At 74.2% G+C, this 16,837-nt stretch carries 14 protein-coding genes and 1 pseudogene; 10 read left to right on the top strand and 5 right to left on the bottom strand.

The features are described 5' to 3' along the window. The first annotated feature begins 6 nt into the window (after nucleotides 1–6). The 3 genes from WHI96_RS05575 (at nucleotide 7) to WHI96_RS05560 (ending at nucleotide 3,098) form a co-directional block, all read left to right on the top strand. The gene (locus tag WHI96_RS05575; RefSeq protein WP_253067238.1) at nucleotides 7–1,005 is read left to right on the top strand and encodes an ABC transporter permease; all 999 of its coding nucleotides are present in this window, start codon (nucleotides 7–9) and stop codon (nucleotides 1,003–1,005) included. Nucleotides 1,006–1,025: 20 nt separating this feature from the next. Further along, nucleotides 1,026–2,144, top strand: a complete 1,119-nt coding sequence (locus tag WHI96_RS05570) for an NDMA-dependent alcohol dehydrogenase (protein WP_345642020.1) — start codon at nucleotides 1,026–1,028, stop codon at nucleotides 2,142–2,144. A 393-nt stretch (nucleotides 2,145–2,537) separates the two neighbouring features. Further along, nucleotides 2,538–3,098: an aldo/keto reductase gene (locus tag WHI96_RS05560; RefSeq protein WP_345642942.1), complete on the top strand. Its 561-nt coding sequence runs from the start codon at nucleotides 2,538–2,540 to the stop codon at nucleotides 3,096–3,098. A gap of 40 nt (nucleotides 3,099–3,138) precedes the next feature. On the opposite strand, the gene WHI96_RS05555 is transcribed toward WHI96_RS05560, so the two are convergent. The 3 genes from WHI96_RS05555 to WHI96_RS05545 form a co-directional block, all read right to left on the bottom strand. Further along, nucleotides 3,139–4,128, bottom strand: a complete 990-nt coding sequence (locus WHI96_RS05555) for a LacI family DNA-binding transcriptional regulator (RefSeq protein ID WP_253067235.1) — start codon at nucleotides 4,126–4,128, stop codon at nucleotides 3,139–3,141. A 101-nt stretch (nucleotides 4,129–4,229) separates the two neighbouring features. Continuing rightward, nucleotides 4,230–5,297, bottom strand: a complete 1,068-nt coding sequence (locus WHI96_RS05550) for a Gfo/Idh/MocA family protein (protein ID WP_345642016.1) — start codon at nucleotides 5,295–5,297, stop codon at nucleotides 4,230–4,232. Beyond that, nucleotides 5,294–6,346: an alcohol dehydrogenase catalytic domain-containing protein gene (locus WHI96_RS05545; protein WP_345642013.1), complete on the bottom strand. Its 1,053-nt coding sequence runs from the start codon at nucleotides 6,344–6,346 to the stop codon at nucleotides 5,294–5,296. The genes WHI96_RS05550 and WHI96_RS05545 overlap by 4 nt, the downstream gene beginning before the upstream one ends. 103 nt (nucleotides 6,347–6,449) lie before the next feature. On the opposite strand from WHI96_RS05545, the gene WHI96_RS05540 reads away from it, so the two are divergent. Continuing rightward, nucleotides 6,450–7,823 (top strand): aldehyde dehydrogenase family protein, encoded by a 1,374-nt coding sequence (locus WHI96_RS05540; RefSeq protein WP_345642011.1) that lies wholly within the window; start codon nucleotides 6,450–6,452, stop codon nucleotides 7,821–7,823. Between the two features lie 65 nt (nucleotides 7,824–7,888). Here WHI96_RS05540 and WHI96_RS05535 read toward each other — a convergent pair whose 3' ends face one another. After that, complete coding sequence (locus tag WHI96_RS05535; protein ID WP_345642008.1) at nucleotides 7,889–9,061, bottom strand: glycerate kinase; 1,173 nt, start codon at nucleotides 9,059–9,061, stop codon at nucleotides 7,889–7,891. Beyond that, nucleotides 9,058–9,792: an SDR family NAD(P)-dependent oxidoreductase gene (locus WHI96_RS05530; RefSeq protein WP_345642005.1), complete on the bottom strand. Its 735-nt coding sequence runs from the start codon at nucleotides 9,790–9,792 to the stop codon at nucleotides 9,058–9,060. Before WHI96_RS05530 ends, WHI96_RS05535 begins: the two co-directional genes overlap by 4 nt. A gap of 111 nt (nucleotides 9,793–9,903) precedes the next feature. Between WHI96_RS05530 and WHI96_RS05525 the strand changes: the two genes are divergently transcribed. The 6 genes and pseudogenes from WHI96_RS05525 to WHI96_RS05500 form a co-directional block, all read left to right on the top strand. Further along, nucleotides 9,904–11,064 carry a DUF993 family protein gene (locus tag WHI96_RS05525; RefSeq protein WP_425571533.1) on the top strand — a complete coding sequence of 387 codons (1,161 nt, stop codon included), beginning with the start codon at nucleotides 9,904–9,906 and terminating at the stop codon, nucleotides 11,062–11,064. 33 nt (nucleotides 11,065–11,097) lie between these two features. After that, complete coding sequence (locus tag WHI96_RS05520) at nucleotides 11,098–11,901, top strand: sugar phosphate isomerase/epimerase family protein (protein ID WP_345641999.1); 804 nt, start codon at nucleotides 11,098–11,100, stop codon at nucleotides 11,899–11,901. Nucleotides 11,902–11,984: 83 nt separating this feature from the next. Next, the gene (locus WHI96_RS05515) at nucleotides 11,985–13,613 is read left to right on the top strand and encodes an acyl CoA:acetate/3-ketoacid CoA transferase (RefSeq protein ID WP_345641995.1); all 1,629 of its coding nucleotides are present in this window, start codon (nucleotides 11,985–11,987) and stop codon (nucleotides 13,611–13,613) included. Between the two features lie 49 nt (nucleotides 13,614–13,662). Next, on the top strand, nucleotides 13,663–15,027 hold the full coding sequence (locus WHI96_RS05510; protein WP_345641992.1) for an MFS transporter: 1,365 nt from the start codon (nucleotides 13,663–13,665) through the stop codon (nucleotides 15,025–15,027). Between the two features lie 10 nt (nucleotides 15,028–15,037). Next, nucleotides 15,038–16,213 carry an acyl-CoA dehydrogenase family protein gene (locus WHI96_RS05505; RefSeq protein WP_253067225.1) on the top strand — a complete coding sequence of 392 codons (1,176 nt, stop codon included), beginning with the start codon at nucleotides 15,038–15,040 and terminating at the stop codon, nucleotides 16,211–16,213. A 29-nt stretch (nucleotides 16,214–16,242) separates the two neighbouring features. Next, a pseudogene (locus WHI96_RS05500) lies at nucleotides 16,243–16,837 on the top strand (electron transfer flavoprotein subunit beta/FixA family protein); the annotation flags it as partial.

The raw sequence follows: 16,837 nt of genomic DNA, 5'->3' as shown, positions 1-16,837 counted from the left end.
GACGCCGTGAACTCCACGACCATGGCTCCCGCGGCCCCGCCCGCGCGGCCTCGACCCCGGGGTCGCGACGCCCGCCGCCACCTGCGGTCGGCGGCGCCGGCCGCCGTCCTGCTCCTGCTCGTCGCGATGGTGACGGTCGCCGAGCCCGCCTTCGTGTCCGGCCAGAGCATGCTGGTCGTCGCCAACCAGGCGGTGCCGATCGTCCTGCTCGGGCTCGGGCAGATGTTCGTCGTCCTGACCGGGGGGATCGACCTGTCCGCCGCGGCGGTCACGTCGCTGGGCACCGTCGTGCTCGCGCTCGTGCTCCCCGGCGCGGGGATGCTCGCCGTGCCGCTCGTCCTCGTCGCGCTGACCCTGATCGGTGCCCTCACCGGCCTGGTCGGTGCCTACGGCCAGGTCCCGTCGTTCGTCGTCTCGCTCGGTGCGCTCGGTCTGTGGGGCGCGGTCGCGATGGCGCTGTCCGGGAACTCGACCGTCTACATCGACCGGAACTTCGAGGCGATCTCCTGGCTGACCAACCTCGGTGTCGCGTCGGTCTCGTCCTCGGTGCTGCTGACGCTGGTGCTGGTGGCGGTGGTCGGGCTGGCGATGCGCAGGCTGCCGGGCGGGAACGTGTTCCATCTCGTCGGCCTGGCCGAGCGCGCGGCCCTGCTGTCCGGAGTGCGGACCCGGCTCGTCCGGGTCGCGGCGTTCGCGCTGTCCGGGCTCTTCGCGGGGCTCGCCGCGATCGTCCTGGCGGCCCAGCAGCAGACCGCGGCACCGCAGCTCGCCGACGCGCTGCTGCTGCCCGCGATCGCCGCCGTCGTGATCAGCGGGTGTGCGATCACCGGCGGGATCGGCGGGCCGTGGCGGGTCCTGGTCGGCGCGCTCATCGTCACCGTCCTGCGGGTCGGCGGCACCGTGGCCGGGATCGACCCCAGCTACCAGCAGATCGTCTACGGGGTGGTCGTGATCGTCGCCGTCCTGCTGACGCTGGACCGCAGCAAGTTGACCGTCATCAAATGAACAGGGAAGGGAAGGACCGCATGAGCATCGACGTCAACGGCGCGGTGGTGCACGAGGTCGGATCGAAGTGGTCGGTGGAGCGCCTGCGCCTGCGCGACCCGGGCCCGACCGAGGTGCGGATCAAGGTGATGGCCTCGGGCCTGTGCCACTCGGACGACCATCTCGTCACCGGGGACATCCCGAACGCGCTGCCGCTGGTCGGCGGGCACGAGGGCGCCGGGATCGTGGAGTCGGTCGGCAGCGCCGTCCGCCGGTTGAAGCCGGGCGACCACGTCGCCACGGCCTACCTGCCGGCGTGCGGCACCTGCACCTGGTGCGCGCAGGGCATGCAGTACATCTGCGACACCGGCGGTGGTATGGAGACCGGGATGGCGCTCGACGGCTCGGCCCGGTTCACCACGGCCGACGGGCACGGTATCGGGGCCATGCAGCGTCTCGGGACCTTCGCCGACCACCTCGTCACCGACGAGGCGCAGGCGGTCAAGATCGCCGACGACATCCCGTTCGAGGTCGCCTGCCTGGTGTCCTGCGGGGTCGGGACCGGCTGGGGTGCCGCGGTCAACGCGGCCGAGGTGCGGCCGCGGGACACCGTGCTCGTCGTCGGGGTCGGTGGGGTCGGGATCAACGCCGTCCAGGGGGCGAGCCACGCCGGCGCCGCGTACGTCGTGGCCGTCGACCCGGTCGCCTACAAGCGCGAGCGCGCGCTCGAGCTCGGCGCGACGCACGCCTTCCCCTCGATCTCCGAGGCCCTGCCGTTCGTGAGGTCGGTGACCAACGGTCAGGGTGCCGACAGCGCGGTCGTCACGGTCGGCGTGCTGACCGGTGACCTGGTGGCGGAGGCCTTCGGCGCCGTCCGCAAGCGGGGGACGATCGCGGTCGCCTCCATCGGGCAGAACGAGCCCGGCATCCCGATCAGCCCGCTGGAGCTCGTCACCTACGCCAAGACACTGCGCGGCCTGCTGTTCGGCAACTGCAACCCGACCCGGGACATCCCGGCGCTGCTCGACTACTACCGCGCGGGCCGGCTCAAGCTGGACGAGCTGATCACCCGCCGCTACCGGCTCGACGAGGTGAACCAGGCGTACGCGGACATGCACGCGGGTATCAACCTGCGGGGCGTGCTCGTCCACGAGCACTGAGGTTCCACGAGCACCGAGGTTCCACGAGCCCCGACGTCCACGAGCAGCGACGAGCGACCGGGCCGGCCGGCCACCGACGGCACCGGCCGGTCCGGTCCTCCCCCGAGGAGACCACCATGGCAGCAGTCCCCGCCGTCCCCACCCACATGCTGAACGACGGCACCGCGATCCCGGCCGTCGGCTTCGGCTGCTACACCGGCACCGGCGGGGACCCCGCCACCCTGGTCGCGTCCGCGCTGGCGTCCGGCTACCGCCTGCTCGACACCGCACTGCGCTACGACAACGAGGACGCGGTCGGCGCCGCGGTCCGGGCCTCCGGTCTCGACCGGGACGACGTCGTCGTCACCACGAAGCTGCCCGGGCGGCTCCAGGGGCGCGGCGCGGCCCGGGAGGCTGGAGACGTCGCTGGGGAACCTGGGCCTGGACCGGATCGACCTCTACCTGATCCACTGGCCGCTGCCCCGGCTGGACCGCTACGTGGACACCTGGCGCGAACTGATCGCGTTCCGCGACGAGGGACTGGTCCGGTCGATCGGGGTCTGCAACTTCACCGAGGCGCACCTGACCCGGCTGATCGGGGAGACCGGTGTCGTCCCGGCGGTGAACCAGGTGGAGCTGCACCCCTACTGGCCGCAGGACGCGCTGCGGGCCTTCCACGCCGAGCACGGCATCGTCACCGAGGGGTGGAGCCCGATCGGGCGGGGTGCGCTGCTGCGCAGCGCGGAGGTCACGGCCATCGCCGAGACCCACGGGGTGTCCACCGCGCAGGCCGTCCTGCGCTGGCAGGTGCAGGTCGGGTCGGTGCCGTTGCCGAAGTCGTCCGACCCGCAGCGGCAGCGCGCCAACCTCGACCTGTTCGGGTTCGCGCTCACCGACGAGGAGATGGCGACGATCGCCGGCGTCGACCACGAGCGGCTGTCGGGTCAGGACCCGGACGAGTACGAGGAGTTCTGACACCCCGGGATCGCCGCGCCGCGGCGACGACCGCGCCGGGTCACCCGGCGCGGCCGCCGCCCGGTGCCGGACCGGTCGAGTCGCGCACCACCAGCTCCGGCTCGGGCAGCGCCGGGGGCTCGGGGGACTCGCCCGCCATCGCGGCGACCAGCGCGTCCCAGGTGGCGTCGCCGAGCTCGTCGCGCGGCGAGCGGGTCGTGGTCAGGCTCGGGCGCAGGCAGGCCGCGAACGGGATGTCGTCCGCCCCGGTGACCGACACCCGTCCGGGCACGTCGACGCCGAGTTCCAGCAGCCGGTGGACCACTCCGATGGCCAGCAGGTCGTTGAAGGCCACGATCGCGCTCGCGCCGGTGGCCAGCGCCTCCTCGGCGACCCGGTAGCCGTCCTCCACCGTGGACCCACCCGCCAGCCGGCGGGCACCGAGGCCGAACGCCTCGGCGTGCTGCAGGGCCCGCCACCGCTGCTGTTCCTGCCACGCGGCCGGCGGCCCGCCGAGGTAGACGACGTCGCGGTGGCCCAGGCCCACCAGGAGCCCGCACACCTTCATGGTCGCTGCGAAGGCGTCCACGGTGATGGTCGGCAGGGCGACACCGGACGGCCCCCGGTTCACCAGAACCATCCGCCCGGACTCCTCGGCGAGCCGGCGCAGGTCCGTGTCGGGCATACGGGGGGAGACCAGGACCAGCCCGTCCACCTGGGGGAGCAGGCTGCGCGCCAGCGCGAACTCCTCGCCGGGGTCGTCGTTGGCGTCGGCGACCAGCACCCGGTAGCCGCTTCCGCCCGCGCTGCGGGTGATCCGCTTCAGCACCCCGCTGAAGTAGGGGTTCTGCACGTCCGGGACGACCACGCCGATCATCTGGTAGGTGCCCGACGCGATCGCCTGGGCCGCCCGGTTCGGCTGGTAGCCGAGCTCGGCGGCCGCGGCCAGCACCCGCTCGGCCAGGTCGGCGCGGACCGGCCGGCCCGCCATGGCGCGCGACACGGTCGCGTTCGACACACCGGCGGCGGCGGCGACCTGGTCGATCGTCACCCGACCGCCCCGCGGCGTACGACGCCGGCTCCGGCCGTCCTCCCTGTCCACCCGTCCCGCTCCCGATCGCCGCCCGGTCGAAGGCCGGTCGGCGGCCTCGGTCATCCCGCACCACCGTCCGGCAGGGCACCGACCCTAGCGGCCCCGGGCCGGGGAACCGGTTCCCACGCGCCGTTCCGGGCCGAGACGTAGAGCGCCTGCACGACCGTCTGGGTGACCAGCGCCGACCGTCCGGAGGCCAGCGGCTCGCCACCGGCGCGGAACGCGGTGACCGCGTCCCGCAGGATCTCGACGTGCCACTCGGCGGGCATCTCCGCGGTGTCCGGCCCGATCCCCGCAGGTCCCGCTGTCCCCAGGGTCCGGACCGGCCCGCCGTCGTTCGGGTGCAGCGCCAGCCGCGGTCCGTCGAGCACGGCCGTACCCCGGCCCCCGGCCAGGGTGAGCCGCTCCGCGGCGCCGGGGAACGCCGCGGTCGTCACGAACACCGACACGGCCGTCCCGCCGCCGAAGTCGAGCAGACCGGTCACGGTGTCCTCGGCCTCCAGGTCGTGGACGGGGGAGCGGGTCGCGGTCGCGACGACCCGGCGCGGCGGCCCGAGCGCCCACACGAGCAGGTCGAGGGTGTGGATCGCCTGCGTGATCAGCACGCCCCCGCCGTCGCGCGCGTGGCTGCCGCGGCCCGGCTCGTCGTAGTAGGACTGGGGGCGCCACCACGCGACCTCCAGCGACCCCCCGACCAGCGGGCCGAGCGCGCCGGAGGCCACGGCCTCCTTCAGCCCCCGGCCGGCCTCCTTGGCCCGGTGCTGGAAGCAGACCGCGAGTCCGGTGCCGGCCGCCTCGGTGGCGGCGACGAGCCGACCGGCACGGTCCGCGGTGAGGTCGAGCGGCTTCTCCACGAGCACGTGGACCCCGCGCGCGGCCGCGGCACCTACCAGCTCCAGGTGGGTGTCCGGCGGGGTCAGCACCAGTGCCAGGTCGGCCCCGTCGAGCGCAGCCTCGGCCGGCCAGCGGCGCTGCGCACCGGGGAACAGGCTGCGAACACGCTCGGCGCGGGTCTCGTCGCGGGTCGCGACCGCGACCACGTCGAGGTCCAGCTCGCCGGCCAGCGTGTGCAGGGCGCGCAGGTGACCGCCCGCGGCCAGTCCCGCCCCGAGCACCGCGACCTTCACGACGGCGAACCGCTCGTGAGCAGCGGGCTGGAGCCGACCAGCTCGTCGCGCGTGAGCAGCACCTTGACGTTGCGCTCGGGACGCCCGGTCAGCTCGGCGAACGCGTCCGCCACCGCCCCCAGCCCGAACACCGCCGTGCGCAGCGGGGTCGGATCGACCTCGCCCCGCTCCAGCCGCCCGATCGCCGCCGTGAAGTCGGCGGGGGTGTAGTTCCGGGAGGCGACCAGTGACAGCTCCCGGGCGTAGAACGCCTGGTAGTCCAGCTCGATCCGGTGCCCCGGTTTGGCCGCGGCGACCGCGACGTACCGGCCTCCGCCCGCGAGCACCGCGGTCGCGGCGGCGGCGGTCCCGCTGGTGGTGACCGTGTCGAACACGACGTCCACCGACCCCACCGTGTCACGCACCCACTCGACCGGACCGTCCCCGGTGCTGGCCGCGAAGTCGGTGAAGCCGAGCGCGGCCAGCGTGCCGCCGCGAGTGGCGAGGGTGTCGGTGAACAGCACCCGGGACGCCCCCCGCGCCCGGGCCGCCAGCCCGACCGCGGAGCCGATGGCCCCGGCCCCGACGACCAGCACCGTGTCACCGGGGCGGATCCCGGAACGGTCCGCGACGTGCTCGGCGACCGCCAGCGGCTCGACCAGCGCGCCGAACCGGGCCCCGAGGTCACCCGGCAGCGGGATCGCGTGTGCGGCGGGGACGACGAACCGCTCGGCCAGGCAGCCGCGCGGGTCGGAGAGTCCCAGCACCGTCATCTCGGCGCAGTTGTTCGGGCGGTCATCGGCGCAGGCCCGGCACCGGCCGCAGGCCAGCGTCGGGTAGACCACGACCGAGGTACCGCCGGCGAGGCGTCCGGAAGGGTCCTCGGCGACCGTCGCGACGCACTCGTGGCCGGGGACGACGGGGTAGGACACCAGCGGGTTGCGCCCGGCGAGCAGCGCGACGTCACCGCCGCAGATCCCTACCGTGTGCAGGTCCAGCGCGACCTCACCGGGGCCCGGCCGTGCCGGCTCGGGCACCTCCTCCGCGCTGATCCGGCCCGGTGCCGTCACGACCGCTCTCCGCACGTCGACCTCCTCGTTGTCGCAAGCGTTTTCTGGACTCTAACAGCTCCGATAGGGTATTGAGTAAGCGTTTTCTACAGAAGGAGCGACGATGTCGACGACGACACTCACCGGGTCTGCCGGCGCCCCGGGCGCCGGCGCGCCCGACGCGACGGCCGCGGACGTCGAGCGGGCGGTGGCCGCCGCGGTGGAAGCGGGACGCCGCTGGGCGGCCACCCCGGCCCCCGAGCGGCGCGACGTCCTGCGCCGCGCCGCACACGGTCTGCAGGCGCGGCGCGAGGAGCTGGTCGGGCTCGTGACGGCCGAGACCGGCAGCATCCGGGCCAAGGCCGAGGCCGAGGTCGCCGACTCGATCGAGGAGCTGCACGCCGCGGCGGCGCTCGCCCTGCACCCCACGGCCCAGGTACTGCCGTCGGCGGTGCCGGGCCGCTCCAACGTGGTCGAGCGGGTACCGGTCGGCGTCGTCGGGGTGATCACGGGCTGGAACTTCCCGATGCACCTGGCCCTGCGCATCGCGGCGCCCGCGCTGGCCCTGGGCAACGCGGTCCTGGTCAAGCCGGCACCGGAGACGCCGCTCTCCGGCGGCGCCGGATGGGCCGATGCGCTCACCGCCGCCGGACTGCCCGACGGACTCCTCGGCGTCCTCCCGGGCCGGGCGGCCGGGCCGGCGCTGGTCGAGCACGCGGACGTCGACCTGATCCACTTCACCGGGTCGACCGCGGTCGGCCGGGAGATCGCCCGGATCGCCGGCGGTGCCCTGAAGCGGGTCGCCCTCGAGCTGGGCGGGAACAACCCCGCCGTCGTGCTCGCCGACGCCGACCTGGAGCGCACCGTCCCGCTGACGGCCGGGGGCACCTTCGTCCACCAGGGACAGGTGTGCATCGCCACCGGCCGGCACATCGTCGTCGCCGACGTCGCCGAGGACTACCTCGCCCGGCTCGCCGAGCACGCGCGCGGCCTGCGGGTCGGGGACCCGGCCATCGACCCCACGGTCGATCTCGGTCCGCTGATCAGCGAGCGCCAGGCCGAGCGGGCGCAGCGGCTGGTCGCCGACACCGTCGCGCAGGGGGCCGAGCTGCTCACCGGCGGCACCCGCGAGGGACGGTACTTCCCGGCGACCGTGGTCGCCGGGGTGCGGCCCGGGATGCCGCTGTTCGAGGAGGAGACCTTCGCCCCGGTCGCCGCCGTCACCGTGGCCGCGGACACCGACGAGGCCGTGGCGCTGGCCAACGCGACCGAGTACGGCCTGTCGGCGTCGGTGTTCACCCGGGACCTCGAGCGCGGTCGTGCGGTCGCGTCCCGGCTGCGGGCGGGCATGGTGCACGTCAACGACATGACGGCGCTCAACGAGACGCACGTCCCGTTCGGCGGGGTCGGTGCCTCCGGGGTCGGGCAGCGGTTCGGCGGGGCGGCCAACGTCGAGCTGCTCACCGAGCAGCGCTGGGTCAGCGTGCGCCGGCTCTGAGGTGTCCCGGCCCCGGAACCGCGGCGGCGCGGCGCCGGGGCCGGCCCGGATGCGGGGGGCGCCGCTCAGCCGGGCGCGCCCTCCGCCACCGCGCCCCGGACCACTGCGTCCTCGGCCACCGCCCGGTCCCCGGCGTCTCCCCGCATCCGGGCGGCGAGCGCCCCGGCTCGGCGCAGCCAGCGGGCAGGGTCGGCGATCGCGGCGTCGACCGAGCCGGCCAGGTCGGTGAGCGCGATCGCGGCGGCCGGCGGCGGGGTCGCGATCTGCCCCGCGACGACCAGCGGCGCGGCCGGGTACCCCGCACACCGTTGCAGCAGCGCACCGACCAGCTTCCCGGTGCCCGACGTGGCGTCGTAGCGGCCCTCACCGGTGACGACGACGTCGGCGTGCGGGAGCAGGCCGTGCAGTCCGGTCAGTTCGCCGACCGTGTGCGCGCCGGGCAGGATCCGCCCGCCCCAGGCGGCCAGCCCGAACGCGGTGCCCCCTGCGGCCCCCGACCCGGCCCGGTCCGCCTCGACCGGCAGCACCGTGGCGAGGACATCGGCGAACCGGGCCAGCGCGCGGTCGAGGAGCGCGACCTGGTAAGGGGACGCGCCCTTCTGCGGGCCGAACACGGTCGCGGCGCCGGACGGACCGGTCAGCACCGCCCGGGTGTCGGTCAGCAGGCGCACCCCACCTGTCGGGGGCGGCACCAGGCCGGAGACGTCGATGCGGTGCAGCTGCGCCAGCTCCACGCCGCCCGGGCCGATCTCGTCGCCGGCGCGGTCCAGCAGCCGGGCCCCGAGCCCCCGCAGCGCCCCGGCGCCACCGTCGGTCGTCGCCGAACCGCCGAGACCGACGGTGACCGAGGTGGCCCCGGCGGCCAGTACCTGCCGCAGGAGCAGACCGAGCCCGTCCGTCGAGGCGGCGACGGGCTCCGGCCGGTCGAGAAGGGGCAGACCGCAGACGCTCGCCGAGTCCAGCACCGCCGACCCGTCCGGCAGCATCAGCCAGTGCGCGGTCACCGGTCGCCCGGCCGGGCCGGGCACCGGACGGGAGGTCCGCGGTTCGGCGCCGGGCACGCACCGCGCCACCGCGTCCACGGTGCCTTCGCCGCCGTCGGCCTGGGGGAGCAGGGTCACCGTGTCCTGCGGGCGGACCTCGCGCCAGCCGGCCGCCAGTGCCTCGGCGACCGCCGACGCGGCCAGGCTCCCCTTGAACGAGTCGGGCGCGACCAGCACGCGCAGCGGGCCGGTCACGTGACCGCGTACCCGCCGTCGACCGGCAGGACCACGCCCGTGACGTACCGGGCGGCGTGCGAGGCCAGGAACCCGACGACGTCGGCGATGTCCTGCCCGTCGGCGAGCCGGCCGAGCGGGATGCGCCCGAGCACCCGCTCGCGGAAGTCCGGCCGGTCCAGGACCGGGGCGGTCATCGGGGTGACGACGTACCCCGGGGCCACGGCGTTCACCCGGATCCCGCGCGGGCCGAGCTCCACGGCCAGACCCTTCGTGAGCTGCGCCAACGCAGCCTTGGTCGCGCCGTAGGGGACGATCCCCGGCACCGCGCGGTCCGCGGACAGCGACACGATGTTGACCACCGAGCCGCCGGCGACCGCCAGGGGGCCCGCGGCGGCGGCGATCAGCCGGTAGGCGGCGGTGAGGTTCACCGCGACGAGGCGCTCCCAGGTCTCCGGTGCGATGTCGACCGCGTCGGTCCGGGCCTGGATCCCGGCGGCGTTGACCAGCACGCCGAGGCCCCCCGGCAGCGCGGCGGCGTCCGCCACGACCGCGTCGGTGAAGCCCTGGTCGGTCAGGTCGCCGACCCGGGCCAGTCCGCCGACCGAGTCGGCGACGTCCTGGGCGGTCGGTGTCCGGTCGACCACGACGACCGGGTGCCCGTGGTCGGCGAGCCGTCGGGCGATCGCCGAGCCGATCCCGCCGGCCCCGCCCGTCACCACGGCGGACGGCATGGCGTGCTGCAGCCCCATCGCTACCTCCTCGTAAGCGTTTTCTGAACTGCGGAGGCTCTCTTGCCTCCCGCGATGACAGGCTATACGCTGCTGCCGACTCCAACAAGTAAGCGTTTTCTGGGAGGTGTGATGTCGGCCGAGGTCCTTCTGCCGGCTTCCGACGGAAGCCTGGCTCCACTGTCCATGGGCCCGCCCGCCGAGCTCGTCGTGCCGTCCACACCGGCGACGAGCCGGGTGGCCTTCGCGGCCGCGCACGTCGTCCCCGACCCCGTCCGTGCGTCGGGCGACGGTGCGCCGTGTCCGATCGACTGGGACGCCACGATGGCGCTGCGGCACAGGCTGTGGGACGCCGGTCTCGGTGTCGCCGAGTCGATGGACACCGCGCAGCGGGGGATGGGGCTGGACTGGCCCGCGGCGCGCGAGCTCGCGCGCCGGACCCTCGCCGAGGCCCGCACCCGTGGCGCCGACGTGGTCGTCGGCATCTCCACCGACCAGCTCGCCGAGCACGCCGGTGGCGTCCGGGCGGTCCGCGACGCCTACCTCGAGCAGCTCGCCGACATCGAGTCGCTCGGCGGCGGCACCGTCCTGATGGCCAGCCGCGCGCTCGCCGCCCGCGCCGCCGGTCCCGACGACTACCTCGAGGTCTACGGGGACGTCCTGCGGGCCGCCTCGCAGCCGGTCGTGCTGCACTGGCTCGGCGAGGCGTTCGACCCGGCGCTCGCCGGCTACTGGGGCCACCCCGAACCGGGCAAGGCGATGGAGGTCGTGCTCGACCTGATCACCGAGCACCGCTCGCGGGTGCGCGGCATCAAGCTGTCCCTGCTCGACGACGCCCTGGAACGCGAGCTGCGGTCCCGGCTGCCCGCCGGGGTGCACCTGTTCACCGGGGACGACTTCCACTACACCGACCTCATCGCCGGGGACGGCGAGCACCACAGCGACGCGCTGCTGGGCGCGTTCGCGGTCGTCGGGCGGCACGCCGCGGCCGCGCTCGCCGAGCTGGACGCCGGCCGGGTCGACGGCTTCCGGGGGATCCTCGCCCCGACCGAGCCGCTGAGCAGGCTGGTCTTCGCCGCCCCGACCCGGTTCTACAAGGTCGGTGTCGCGTGGCTGGCCTACCTCGACGGCGCCCAGGAGCACTTCCGGATGCTCGGTGGCCTGGAGTCCGGCAGGTCCCTCGGTCACCTCGGGGACCTGGTCCGTGCCGCGGACGGGATCGGCCTCTTCCGGGATCCGGAGGTCGCGGCGCACCGGGCCGGACGCTACTTCGCCGTGCACGGGATCGGCTGAGCCGTGGACCTCGCACACTGCAGCCTCAACTCGGTGACCGCGCGCGCCGCGGCCGTCGAGGACCTGGTGCCGCTGGCGGCCGGGCTCGGCTTCGGCGGCGTCGGCCTCTGGCGCGACTGCTACGAGCGGGCCGGGGCCGCCGAGGCCGCCCGCCGGGTCGCCGACGCCGGCCTGCGGGTCACCTCGGTGTGCCGCGGCGGGATGTTCCCGCAGCCCACGGCCACCGGGCGGGAGGCGCGGCGGGCCGACAACCTCCGCGCGATCGAGGAGGCCCGGGTGCTGGGCGCGGACTGCCTGGTCCTGGTCTGCGGGCCGGCCTGCGACGGCGACCTGTCCGCCGCCCGCGGCGCGATCCGGGACGGCGTCGAGGCGCTGCTCCCGCACGCCGAGGCGGCCGGCGTCCCGCTCGCCGTCGAACCGATGCACCCGATGATGGCCGCGGACCGCTCCGCGATCACCTCCCTCGGCGAGGCCGTCGACCTGGTCCGCGGGATCGACCACCCGATGCTCGGGCTGGCGCTGGACAGCTACCACGTCTGGTGGGACGCCGCCCTCGACGAGGGTCTGGACCGCGCGTCCGGGACGGTGCTGACCGTCCAGCTCGCCGACTGGGTGCTGCCCATCCACGGCCAGCTGAGCAGCCGCGGCATGCCCGGCGACGGCGTGATCGGGATGGACCGGTTCGTACAGCGCAGCCGGGCGGCCGGGTTCGAGGGTCTCGTCGAGGTCGAGGTGCTCAGCGACGCGTGGTGGGCGGCCGGTCCCGAGGCCGCGGCCCGCGCCGCCGCCACCGCCCTGGGCGCGATCACCGACACCGTCCCCGTCCCGCAGCACTGACCCTCCCCGCACCCACCGACCCGTCCCGCAGCACCGACCGCCCGCGACGACCGAACCCAGACGACTTCACAGGAGCAGACGTCATGCACCGACCCGCCGTCCTCACCGCCCGCCAGGCCGCCGACCTCATCGCCGACGGTGACGTGATCAGCGTCAGCTCGTCGTCCGGCCTCGGCTGCCCGGACGCCGTGCTGGCCGGGATCGGCGAGCGCTTCGCCGAGACCGCCGGGCCGCGCGACCTGACCACGTTGCACCCGATCGCGGCCGGTGACATGTCCGGGATCAAGGGCATCGACCACCTGGCCCGGCCCGGCCTGCTGCGCCGGGTGGTGGCCGGTTCCTACCCGTCGGGGCCGTCGAAGGCCGAGCCCCCGCGGATCTGGCAGATGATCGAGAACGGCGAGGTCGAGGCGTACAACTTCCCGTCCGGCGTGCTGTACCAGCTGCACCGGGCCGCGGCGTCCCGCCAGCCGGGGGTGTTCACCAAGGTCGGCCTGGGATCCTTCGTCGACCCGCGGCTCACCGGGGGGCGGATGAACGACGCCACCCCGGAACGCTTCGTCCGGGTCGAGGAGCTCGACGGCGAGGAGTGGCTGTTCTTCCCCTCGATCGTGCCCGACGTGGCGGTGATCCGGGCGACCACCGCCGACGAGCACGGCAACCTCACGATCGAGGAGGAGGCCTCCCCGCTCGGCGCGCTGGACCTCGCCTACGCCGCGCACAACCGGGGTGGCCTCGTGATCGCCCAGGTCAAGCGGCTGGCCGAGGGCGGCAGCCTGTCCCCGCAGCAGGTCCGCATCCCGGGGATCCTGGTCGACGCCGTCGTCGTCGCGCCGGACCAGATGCAGACCACCCAGACCCCGTACGACCCGGCGATCTCCGGGCAGCTGCGGCGCCCGCTGTCCGCGCTCGACCCCGTCCCCTTCTCGCTGGAGAAGGTGATCGCCCGCCGGGCCGCGCACGAGCTGCGCTCCGGCGACGTCGTCAACCTCGGGTTCGGCGTCTCCGCTCTGGTCCCGCACGTCCTGGTCGAGGAGGACCTGGCCGGCGCCGTCAGCTGGGTGATCGAGCAGGGCGCCGTCGGCGGCGTGCCGCTGCTGGACTTCACCTTCGGTGTCTCCGTGAACCCGGACGCGATCATGGCCAGCGCCGACCAGTTCACCCTCCTGCAGGGCGGTGGTTTCGACCGGACGCTGCTGTCGTTCCTGGAGATCGACCGCACCGGCTCGGTCAACGTGCACCACCTGCCCGGACGCCGGCACGTCACGGCGGGCGTCGGCGGCTTCGCCGACATCGTCTCGGCCGCCCCGGAGATCGTGTTCATCGGTTCCTTCACCGCGGGCCGCCGCGACATCGCCGTCGACGACGGCGGACTCGACATCCGGACCGACGGCCCGCACACCAAGTTCGTGGAGCAGGTCGCCTCGCCGACCTTCTCCGGCGCGCACGCCCTGGCCCGCGGGCAGAAGGTCACCTACGTCACCGAGCGGGCCGTCCTGCAGCTCCGGCCCGAGGGCCTGACCGTCACCGAGATCGCGCCCGGCGTGGACCTCGAGCGCGACGTCCTGGCCCGCAGCGCGTTCCCGCTGCTCGTCTCCGACGAGCTCAAGGCGATGCCCGCCGAGATCTTCCAGCCGCACCGCACCGGCCTGCGGCTGCCGGCCGCGCCGCCGCACTCGCGGATCGCGGCACTGCGTTCCCGCGACGCCTGACCGGACGCCGCACCCTCCTCCCACCGACGCGAGAGAACGAGGCCCCGTCATGTCCACGACACCCGAACCGCAGACCGGATCCCTGGTCGTCGGTGACCCGGAACAGCGCCGGCGCACGCTCGCCGCGAGCGTCTCCGGGACCGTCATCGAGTGGTACGACTTCACGCTCTACGGCCTGGCCGCCGCCCTGGTCTTCGGCCCCCTCTACTTCCCCGACGCCGGCGCGCTCGGCGGGGTCCTCGCCTCGCTCGCCACCTTCGCGGTCGGTCTCGGCGCGCGCCCGATCGGCGGCCTGATCTTCGCCCACTACGGCGACCGGATCGGCCGCAAGCCCACGATGTTCCTGGTCCTGATGGTCATGGGCGTCTCGACCACCCTGATCGGCCTGCTCCCGACCGCGGAGACGATCGGCATCTGGGCCGCCGTCATCCTCGTCGTGCTCCGCCTGCTGCAGGGCGCGGGCGCGGGCGCCGAGTTCGCCGGTGCGATCACGATGGTCACCGAGGTGACCGGCAACCGGGGCCGCGCCTACGCCGCCTCGCTGCCCGGCGCCGCGATCTACGTCGGCACCGGCGGCGCGACGCTGGTCTTCACCCTGGTCACCCTCATGCCGGAGGAGGCCTTCCTGGCCTGGGGATGGCGGATCCCGTTCCTGGCCAGCGCGGCGATGGTGCTGGTCGCGGCCTACCTGCGGTGGCGGGTCGAGGAGACCCCCGCGTTCAGGAAGCTCGAGCAGAACGACTCCGTGCAGAGCGCCCCGGTGCTCGAGGTGCTGCGGAACAACCGGCGCTCGGTCCTGCTCGGGATGGGCGTGTTCGTCCTGATCATCCCGTGGGCCTACGCGATGCAGGTGTTCGTGCTCAGCTACGTCACCAACACCCTCGAGGTCCCGAAGGGTACGGCGCTGACCGGGCTGATCATCGCCGAGTTCCTGGCCATCCCGGTCATCCTCGCGTGCGGCCGGCTGGCCGACCGGGTCGGCAGGCGCCCGGTCATGCTGTTCGGCGCCGCGTTCTGCCTGCTGTTCGCGATGCCGATGTTCTGGATGCTCGAGAGCGGCTCCGGGGTGCTGATCGCGGTCGCGATGACGCTGGGTATCTGCGTCTCCCAGGGGTGCACCTCCGGCCCGGCCGGCGCGATGCTGGCCGATCTGTTCCCGGCCCGGTCCCGCTGGAGCGGCATCGCCCTGTCCCGGGAGATCCCGGCCGCCGTCGTCGGCGGCACCGCGCCCCTGGTCGCGACCGCACTGGTGGCGTGGGGCGGCGGGTCGCCGGTCGGCGTGGCCGTCTACCTGATGGTGCTGAGCCTCGTCGGCCTGGTCGCCATCGTCGCCCTGCCCGAAACCCTGGAGCGGACCACGCGTCCCGCCCCGACGGCGGCCGCAGACGCGTCCGTCCCGTCCCGACGTTCCTGAGGAGCCACCGATGGCTGCGCTGTCCCTGCGCCACACCTTCCTGCCCACCGACACCTTCGGCTCCGACGAGCGCAGGCTCGTCGAGGAGTTCGTCGACGAGCAGATCCGTCCGCTCGCCACCGAGCTGGACGAGACCGAGCGCTTCCCCCGTGAGCTGTACACCGAGCTCGCCAAGATCGGGATGTTCGGGGTCACCGTCCCCACCGATCTCGGGGGGACGGGCGCGACCCCGCTGGACTACCTGTTCCTGATGGAGGGCCTGTCCTACGGCTACTCCTCGGTCGCCGACCAGTGCGGGCTCGTCGAGATGGTCGGCTCGCTGCTGGCCGCGTTCGGCACCGCCGAGCAGCACGAGCGCTACCTGCGTCCGCTGCTCGCCTACGAGCGGCCGTGCGCGTACGCGCTCACCGAGGCGGAGTCCGGCTCGGACCTGGGCAGCATCTCCACCCGGGCGGTCCGCGACGGCGACGACTGGCTGCTGTCCGGCGAGAAGATCTACATCCACAACGCGCCGGTCGCCGACTTCGCCCTGGTACTGGCCGTCACCGACCCGGAGAAGGGCAAGCGCGGCGGCATCTCGGTGTTCGTCGTCGACCTGGAGCAGGCCGGCGTGACGCGCGCCTACCACGAGCACAAGATGGGCCAGCGGGCCAGCCAGGTCGGCGGGCTGGTGTTCGACCGTGTCCGGCTGCCGTCCGACGCCCTGCTCGGCGAGGAGGGCAAGGCCTTCGGCTACATGATGGAGGTGCTCGCCAAGGGCCGGCTCGGCATCGCGGGGCTCGCACTCGGGATCAGCCGCGCGGCGCTCGCCGCCGCCGTGCAGCAGGCGGCGGACCGGACCCAGTTCGGCGCCCCGATCGGGGCGAACCAGGCGATCTCGTTCCCGCTCGCGACGGCGGTGACCGAGCTGCGCGCCGCGACCGCGCTGGCCGCGGACGCGGCGCACGCCCTGGGCTCCGGTGCGGACGACGCCGCGGTGCTGTGCTCGATGGCCAAGCTCACGGCGTCCGAGGGCGCGGTGCGGCACGCCGACGTCGCGGTCCAGACCTTCGGTGGTTCGGGGTTCATCCGTGGCTACGAGGTCGAGCGTCTCTACCGCGACGCCCGGATCACCCGCATCTACGAGGGGACCAGCGAGATGCAGCGGCTGATCATCAGCCGTGCCCTGCTTCCCCGGACCCGATGACCGAACCCGACGGACGAAAGGGCGATCCGATGAGGATCCTCGCGCTGGTCAAGCAGGTGGCCGACACCTACTCGGAGCGGACGCTGTCCGACTCCGACCACACCCTCGATCGTGAGGGTGCCGAGGCGGTGATCGATGAGATCAACGAGCGGGCGGTGGAGCAGGCGCTGCAGTTGAAGGAGGCGCACGACGGCTCGGAGGTCGTCGTGGTGTGCATGGGTCCGGATCGGGCCACCGACGCGATCCGTAAGGCGTTGTCGATGGGTGCGGATTCCGCGGTGCACCTGTCCGATGAGGCGATCCACGGCTCGTGTGCGGTGCAGACGGCGAAGGCGTTGACCACGCTGATCGGCACGGTCGAGGGCTGGGACGTGGTCATCGCGGGTAACTCCGCGTCCGACGGCCAGATCGGTGCGGTCCCGGCGATGGTCGCCGAGCTGCTGGGTGTGCCGTCGTTGACCCACGCCAACGAGCTCTCGGTCGAGGGTACGACGGTGCGGCGAAGCGGGAGACCGACGAGGGTGTCACCCATCTGACTGCGGAGTTGCCGGTCGTGGTGTCGATCGGGGAGAAGGCGGGCGAGCCGCGTTACCCCTCGTTCAAGGGGATCATGGCGGCGAAGAA

Origin of the sequence: Pseudonocardia tropica, from assembly GCF_040105315.1 — a bacterium.
GTDB lineage: Bacteria > Actinomycetota > Actinomycetes > Mycobacteriales > Pseudonocardiaceae > Pseudonocardia > Pseudonocardia alni.
This window is presented reverse-complemented; position numbering and strand designations above follow the sequence as displayed.

Excerpts from the sequence above, each read along its gene's own strand:
- WHI96_RS05515 (WP_345641995.1), top strand. The coding sequence starts at position 11,985 with ATGCACCGACCCGCCGTCCTCACCGCCCGCCAGGCCGCCGACCTCATC.
- WHI96_RS05530 (WP_345642005.1), bottom strand. The coding sequence starts at position 9,792 with ATGGGGCTGCAGCACGCCATGCCGTCCGCCGTGGTGACGGGCGGGGCC.
- WHI96_RS05540 (WP_345642011.1), top strand. The coding sequence starts at position 6,450 with ATGTCGACGACGACACTCACCGGGTCTGCCGGCGCCCCGGGCGCCGGC.
- WHI96_RS05510 (WP_345641992.1), top strand. The coding sequence starts at position 13,663 with ATGTCCACGACACCCGAACCGCAGACCGGATCCCTGGTCGTCGGTGAC.
- WHI96_RS05505 (WP_253067225.1), top strand. The coding sequence starts at position 15,038 with ATGGCTGCGCTGTCCCTGCGCCACACCTTCCTGCCCACCGACACCTTC.
- WHI96_RS05570 (WP_345642020.1), top strand. The coding sequence starts at position 1,026 with ATGAGCATCGACGTCAACGGCGCGGTGGTGCACGAGGTCGGATCGAAG.
- WHI96_RS05525 (WP_425571533.1), top strand. The coding sequence starts at position 9,904 with ATGTCGGCCGAGGTCCTTCTGCCGGCTTCCGACGGAAGCCTGGCTCCA.